The 6089-nt window shown below is 62.0% G+C and carries 7 protein-coding genes; 1 reads left to right on the forward strand and 6 read right to left on the reverse strand.

Features of this window, described 5'->3' with window-relative positions; genetic code table 11:
• Positions 1-210: 210 nt before the first annotated feature.
• The 6 genes from JNM42_RS07585 to JNM42_RS07610 all read right to left on the reverse strand — a co-directional run bounded on the left by JNM42_RS07585 (position 211) and on the right by JNM42_RS07610 (position 5110).
• Positions 211-1362, reverse strand: a complete 1152-nt coding sequence (locus JNM42_RS07585; RefSeq protein WP_294268081.1) for a 5-(carboxyamino)imidazole ribonucleotide synthase — start codon at positions 1360-1362, stop codon at positions 211-213.
• Positions 1359-1904, reverse strand: coding sequence for a 5-(carboxyamino)imidazole ribonucleotide mutase (purE, locus tag JNM42_RS07590; RefSeq protein WP_294268087.1), 546 nt, complete (start codon positions 1902-1904; stop codon positions 1359-1361). Before purE ends, JNM42_RS07585 begins: the two co-directional genes overlap by 4 nt.
• 291 nt (positions 1905-2195) lie before the next feature.
• A complete protein-coding gene (locus tag JNM42_RS07595) occupies positions 2196-3149 on the reverse strand; it encodes a TIGR01459 family HAD-type hydrolase (RefSeq protein ID WP_294268082.1) in 954 nt (317 codons plus the stop codon).
• A 72-nt stretch (positions 3150-3221) separates the two neighbouring features.
• Positions 3222-3530 carry a transcriptional regulator gene (locus JNM42_RS07600; RefSeq protein WP_294268083.1) on the reverse strand — a complete coding sequence of 103 codons (309 nt, stop codon included), beginning with the start codon at positions 3528-3530 and terminating at the stop codon, positions 3222-3224.
• The gene (locus JNM42_RS07605; protein WP_294268084.1) at positions 3530-4471 is read right to left on the reverse strand and encodes a sodium-dependent bicarbonate transport family permease; all 942 of its coding nucleotides are present in this window, start codon (positions 4469-4471) and stop codon (positions 3530-3532) included. Before JNM42_RS07605 ends, JNM42_RS07600 begins: the two co-directional genes overlap by 1 nt.
• A gap of 243 nt (positions 4472-4714) precedes the next feature.
• Complete coding sequence (locus JNM42_RS07610) at positions 4715-5110, reverse strand: TerB family tellurite resistance protein (RefSeq protein ID WP_294268085.1); 396 nt, start codon at positions 5108-5110, stop codon at positions 4715-4717.
• 134 nt (positions 5111-5244) lie between these two features.
• On the opposite strand from JNM42_RS07610, the gene JNM42_RS07615 reads away from it, so the two are divergent.
• A partial coding sequence (locus JNM42_RS07615; RefSeq protein ID WP_294268086.1) for a LysR family transcriptional regulator occupies positions 5245-6089 on the forward strand: 845 nt, incomplete at its 3' end.

A 6089-nucleotide genomic window follows, 5' to 3' on the forward strand; every position in this document is an offset into this window, starting at 1 on the left:
GCCGTAATGATTTTTTCACAGACTCTCGGCACGAAAATTGATTTTGTCAGCAGAACCGGCGAGCGAAGGCTTGCGCAAAATGCAACGCGAATACGCAGAACCGGGAATCGATCGCCACCTGTGCGAGTCTAAAGGCCCGGATCGGCTCCGGTCAATCCGCGGTTTCACCGCGTAGTCCCGGGTTGAAGCCCGCCAGCCGTTCGCCCAGGCTCATCGATCACCAATTCCGATGGCCGCACGGCAGGCCATGGCCGTCTCGAATACCTTATCACCCGCCTCGCCAAGCACCGTGAAGTGGCCCATCTTGCGGCCTGGCCGGGCCACATCCTTGCCGTAGAGGTGCAGCTTGAGACCGGGTTCGGCGAGCAGGATGTTCCAGTCCGGCTCGCGCACCGGCTGTTCGACATCGTCATACCACAGGTCGCCGAGGAGGTTGACCATCACGGCAGGCGAGTGAGTCCGGATCTCGCCCAGCGGTAGGCAGCACAGTGCCCGCACCTGCTGCTCGAACTGGCTGGCGACGCAGGCATCGAGCGTGAAGTGGCCGGAATTGTGCGGTCGCGGCGCCAGCTCATTGACCTGGAGCCGGCCATCGACAACGAAGAACTCGACGCCCAGGGTGCCGACATAAGCCATCCTGTCGGCGATCGCCTCGGCGATTTCCCTGGCCTGGCGCGTCAGCTCGCCAGCCGAGGCGCGCGCCGGAACCCTCGAGTAATCGAGGACGCCATGACGGTGGTGATTCTCGCTCGCCGGAAAGCACCTGACCTCACCGCTCTCGCCCCGCGTCAGCACCAGCGACAGCTCGTAATCGAGAGTGACCTGCCGTTCGAGAACGCAGGGCTCCTTGTTGAACTGACGAAAGGCGGCCAGCGTTTCGTCAATGCCGGCGACCCGCTCCTGGCCCTTGCCGTCGTAACCGAAGCGGGCGACCTTGAGGATGGCGGGAAAGAGCCCGGCCTCGACATTGCGGATGTCATTCTCGCTGAGGATTTCGGCATAGGGCACGTGCGGGAACCCATGAGTTTTCAGGAAACGTTTTTCCGCGCTCCGCTCCTGGCAGACGGCCACCGCTTCGGCGCCGGGCCGCACCGGTACGAAGCGGGCCAGTGTAGCCAGTGCGGCGGCCGGAACGCTCTCGAATTCGGTAGTGACTGCTGCACAGATACTGGCCATGCGTTGCAGCGCCTGCGGCTCGTCATAGGCGGCGATGATGTGCTCGTCGGCAATCCGGCCGGCGGTGCTTTGCCGGTCCGGGTCGAGAACGACGACCCGGTAGCCCAGCTCATGGGCGGCAATGACGAAGTAGCGGCCGAGCTGGCCACCGCCGAGTACACCGAGGGTAGACGGGGGCAGGATCATGCGGGCCTCGCGAGTTGCATGGCCAGCACCTTGCCTTCCTGGCGGCGGCGGAAATCGTCAAGCTTGCCGGCGAAGGTCTCCAGTTGTGGCCAGGCCGGCGCGCTGCCCGGGGCAGGTTCACCACTGGCCAGCATGGCGACGGCGAACAGCGCGGCGTTGGCGGCACCGGCTTCGCCGATGGCAAAGGTGGCCACCGGAACGCCCCTCGGCATCTGGACGATGGACAGCAGCGAGTCGAGGCCTTGCAGGTGCTTCGAAGGCACCGGAACGCCAAGCACCGGCACCGTGGTCTTGGCCGCCAGCATGCCGGGCAGATGCGCGGCGCCGCCGGCACCGGCGATGATCGCCCGCAGACCGCGCGCGCGTGCGGCCAGGGCGTAGTCGAACAGCAGGTCGGGCGTGCGGTGCGCCGAAACGACACGCGCCTCGTAGGGGACGCCAAATTCTTCGAAAACCTTCGCCGCCGCCTGCAGCACCGGCCAGTCGGAATCCGAACCCATGACGATGCCAACCAGGGGACGGCTGTCGCTTGCTTCAGTCATCATTTCCTCCGGATTCATCCAAAGAATCGCAGTTGAGCGTAATGCCAGTATCGTAAGCCCTCATCCCCGGCCCTCCCGCAGGGATCCCGCAGGGCGAAGGGGGCAACCCCCTTGCCCTGCGGGAGGGTCGGGGTGAGGGCCAACCACTGGCCAAACCTGCTGTTGCGGCGGTCGCGCTCAACTGCGGTTTCCAGGATCAAAATTCACCGTAAATGACATTTCAGTTTCGTCGGCCTATGCCGCGCAGCAAATCCTCCTGCCGGACGCTACGCTGGCCCGGCCTGCCTGTCCTTACCATTTGAACGAGGGAATCGCCCAGTCGGGTAGTGCGCCGTAGCGGCCGGCAATGGCCATGATGGCCGCTCTCAGAGACGTCGGATCGGCGTCTTCGGGCAAGGCGTCGGCGTGTACACCGCCCATCACCAGCAGCGTATCGATGCCGGCAAGCCGGCCCCCGGCAATGTCATGATGCAGTGAATCTCCGATCGAGAGTACCCGCTCGCCGGGGCCGCCTGCCGCCAGCTTCAGGCAATGCGTATAGATCTCGAGATGCGGTTTTCCGATGTAGCGCACCTTGCCGCCTCTCGACTGGTAGCGGTCCGCCACCCCCCCGGCCCCCGGTTTGAGACCTGCCGCAGTGATGCGCATGAGGTCGGGATTGACACAGATCAGGGGCAGGCCTCGACTCAGCCCGGTGGCAATCATATGCTCGTAGTAGTGTCGCGGCCTGCGGTCATCGATCCCCGCCAGCAGGATGAAATCGGCGTCTTCGGCATCGGCCAGACTGATCGGCAAACCGGCAGCATAGTCGACGGGATCGTCGCTGGTCAGCAGCAGGCAGCGCTTGCCCGTCAGCTTGCTGAACAGGCCTTGTCCTGCGGCCAGCATTTGCCAAGCGATTTCGCCCGAAGTCACCAGGTGCGTGTAGCTCTCTGCGGGAAAGCCGATTTTGTTCAGACGAATTTCGTTTTCGACGGCACGCTTGCCGGAATTGCTGATCAGGATCACCTGTTTCCCATCCCCGATCAGACGATCGAGACATTGAACGGCGCCGGGGTAAGGCTTGCGGCCATCATGCAGAACGCCCCACTGGTCGATCAGGAAGGAGTCATAGTGCTTGGCCGCCGCCGACAGACTGTTGCGGAAGCGGGTTACCGTCGTGCCCGATGGATTGCTCGCCGATGCGTAGGACGCTTCCGATGCGAGCGAACCGGTGCTTCTGTGGTCTTCTGCCGTCAGGCTCATTCTGTTTCTCCGATGCAGTTCAAGGTGGGTGGTGAATACGGTTTCCAAGCGAAATCCTGATCAGTGCGCGGGCTAGAATTTCTCGGGTCGAAGGACCTGGACATCAAGCAGAAAGGTGACCATTCCATAGTTTGCGTAATAGCGATTCTTCAGATGCTCGACGATGTCACTTGCCGTTTGCTCGGTGCACAGCACCTCGATGCGGATATTCGCGCTCGACGGCCAGGCCGCATCACGCGCGCCATGCTTACCGTCGCCGCGCGCATCGGTGATGGTGTAGCCCCTGGCGCCCAGCGCCTTCAGGTCGCGCACCACGAGTGTCTCCAGATCGGCCTCGCAGACGATGGTCAGCAACTTGCGCAGCGAAAGTTGAGCGTTCATCAGATGACCCCCTTCAGCCTGATGGCCAGCCAGTGGTAAGCCGGGATGCCGATCAGCAGATTGAACGGAAAGGTGATGCCGAGCGCAGCACCGATCGACAAGGCCGGGTTGGCTTCGGGAACGGCGATGCGCATGGCGGCGGGTGCGGCGATATACGAGGCGCTGGCGTAAAGCGTGGCGAGCAGCACAGCACCGCCGACCGAGAGATCGAGCAGGTTGGCGGTCAGGATGCCAAGCAGCCCGGCAGACAGCGGCATGAGCGTGGCGAAACCGAGCAGGAACGGCCCGGCGCGGCGCAGGTCGGCCATTCGACTCGCCGCCACCAGCCCCATTTCGAGCAGAAAGAAGGCGAGCATTCCCTTGAACAGAGCGAAGAACAACTGGTCGAGCGGTTTGATTCCCTCGGCGCCCGCCACCCAGCCGATCAGCAGGCCGCCGATCAGCAGAACGATGCTCTTGCCGGAGAAAACTTCATGCAGGAGCGGCCCCCACTTCGTCTTGCCGACCGAGCGCCGGGCCAGAATGACGCCGATCAGCAGCGCCGGGAATTCCAGCAGGACGAGAAATACGATCATGTAGCCTTCGGCCGGCTCGCCGAGCCGGGCCAGAAAGCTGACCGCAACGGCGAAAGTGACGACGCTGACCGAGCCGTAATGCGCGGCAATCGACGCGGCATCGGCGCGCGCCAGGCCACCAAGCCGGTGCAGGATGGGGAAGGCGACGAGCGGAATCAGGGTGGCGACAAGCACCACGATCAGCGCCGGGCCGATCAGGTCGGCCAGCGCATAGCGAGCCAGTTCGACGCCGCCTTTGAGCCCGATGGCGAGTAGCAGGAAGATACTCAGCGACTCATAAAGCACGCCCGGTATCTTCAGATCCGAACGAACCAGCCCGGCAAACAGGCCAAGAATGAAGAACAGGATGACGGGTTCGAACGGCATGCGAATCAACGGTAAGGGTAGCGGGTGCGCCGGAAAATGCCCATGGGGTTAATTCCTCTCCCGCTAGCGTCAGAATGCAGCGCCGGATGAGGATCGAGGTGAGGGCAGGATTGTACAGCATTCGCTTGTCGCGCCCAATCCATTATCACGCTCTTGCCGGGTAAATTTGTTCCAACAGTCCTCAGTCATTACGGTGCACCGCAAGCTGGCGCCAGAACAAATTTACCGGGACGCTACGGCTCGCTAATGGACAAGATCGAGCTTCCAGTGCTTGATGGCCTGCGCGACCAGTGCCGTCTCACTGTGTGCCAGATTGCCATCGGCATTGACGATATCGAGCATCACACTCAAAACCTTCTTCTGAAGTTCAGGGTTGCCGACTTCAGCGAGCAAATGGCCGATGCTCTCCGGGTCGAGTTCGTACTGACCGGAAGGCTTGAGGTCCACGTAGGCCAGCATGTCATCGCAGAACTCGTGGATGACTTTGTCGAAACGAGCGTGATCAAGCCCCAACCGGTTAACGATATCGTTCCGCCTCAGCGTCTCGAGTTCGCTCAGGTCGATGGCACCATCGACCAGCAGCGTCAGTGCAACAACGCGAGTCATGGCTTCAGGGCTGTCAGAGGGGTAGTGACGCATGATGAATCTCCTTGTAGCAGTAGTTGAATAATTCCGTATTGCCAAGTCAAAAACGGTGTGTAAACACTATGGTGGCTTATTGATATAAAATCCAATTAAACTATTTGAACTTTGCTATTTGTTGGAGCTTATACATGCCTCGACGCCGAATCACCTTCCGCCAGCTTGAAACCTTTGCCACCGTGGCTCACCTGCGCGGCTTCAACAGGGCGGCCGAGGCGCTGCATCTGACCCAGCCGGCCGTCTCGATCCAGATCCGGCAGCTTGTCGACACCATCGGACTGCCGCTCTTTGAGCAAAGCGGACGCGAGTTTGTGCTGACCACCGCCGGCGAGGAATTGCTGGTCACGGTGCGCAGCCTGGATGACGTCTGGAATCGCTTCGAGTCGGCGATCGCCGATCTGAAAGGCCTGAAGCGCGGCAAGCTGCGGGTGGCTCTGGTCACGACGGCGAAGTACTTCCTGCCGCGCATGCTCGGCGCCTTCTGCCAGCGCTATCCGGAGCTTGACATCGAACTGGAGATCGCCAACCGGGAGAAGATCGTCGAGCGTCTGCGCGGCAATCGGGACGACCTGTACGTGATGTCCTACCCTCCGGAGGATGTAGACATCGTCAGCCTGCCGTTTCTCGAAAACGAATTCCTGGTACTCGCCGCACGCACGCACTGGGCTGTCGGCCAGCACCTGACACTGCAAAAACTGGCCGACGAGCCTTTCCTGCTGCGCGAGATCGGCTCCGGATCGCGCCACGTGATCGATCAGCACATGCGACTCACCGGGGTTCAACTGAAGGTACGGCTATCGCTGTCGAGCAACGAGGCGATCCGCGAACTGGTCGCCAGCGGCATGGGGCTGACGGTACTCTCGCGCCATGCGCTGGGCGACAGTCTCGAACGCGGCGAACTGGCCAGACTGGACGTCAAGGGCTTCCCGCTGACGCAACCCTGGAGCGTGGTGCACCTGCGCAGCAAGGTGCTGTC

Origin of the sequence: Propionivibrio sp. (assembly GCF_016790145.1) — a bacterium.
Taxonomy (GTDB): domain Bacteria; phylum Pseudomonadota; class Gammaproteobacteria; order Burkholderiales; family Rhodocyclaceae; genus Propionivibrio.

Coding starts and splice junctions, on each gene's coding strand:
- JNM42_RS07585 (WP_294268081.1), bottom strand. CDS start 1,362: ATGATCCTGCCCCCGTCTACCCTCGGTGTACTCGGCGGTGGCCAGCTC.
- purE (WP_294268087.1), bottom strand. CDS start 1,904: ATGACTGAAGCAAGCGACAGCCGTCCCCTGGTTGGCATCGTCATGGGT.
- JNM42_RS07595 (WP_294268082.1), bottom strand. CDS start 3,149: ATGAGCCTGACGGCAGAAGACCACAGAAGCACCGGTTCGCTCGCATCG.
- JNM42_RS07600 (WP_294268083.1), bottom strand. CDS start 3,530: ATGAACGCTCAACTTTCGCTGCGCAAGTTGCTGACCATCGTCTGCGAG.
- JNM42_RS07605 (WP_294268084.1), bottom strand. CDS start 4,471: ATGCCGTTCGAACCCGTCATCCTGTTCTTCATTCTTGGCCTGTTTGCC.
- JNM42_RS07610 (WP_294268085.1), bottom strand. CDS start 5,110: ATGCGTCACTACCCCTCTGACAGCCCTGAAGCCATGACTCGCGTTGTT.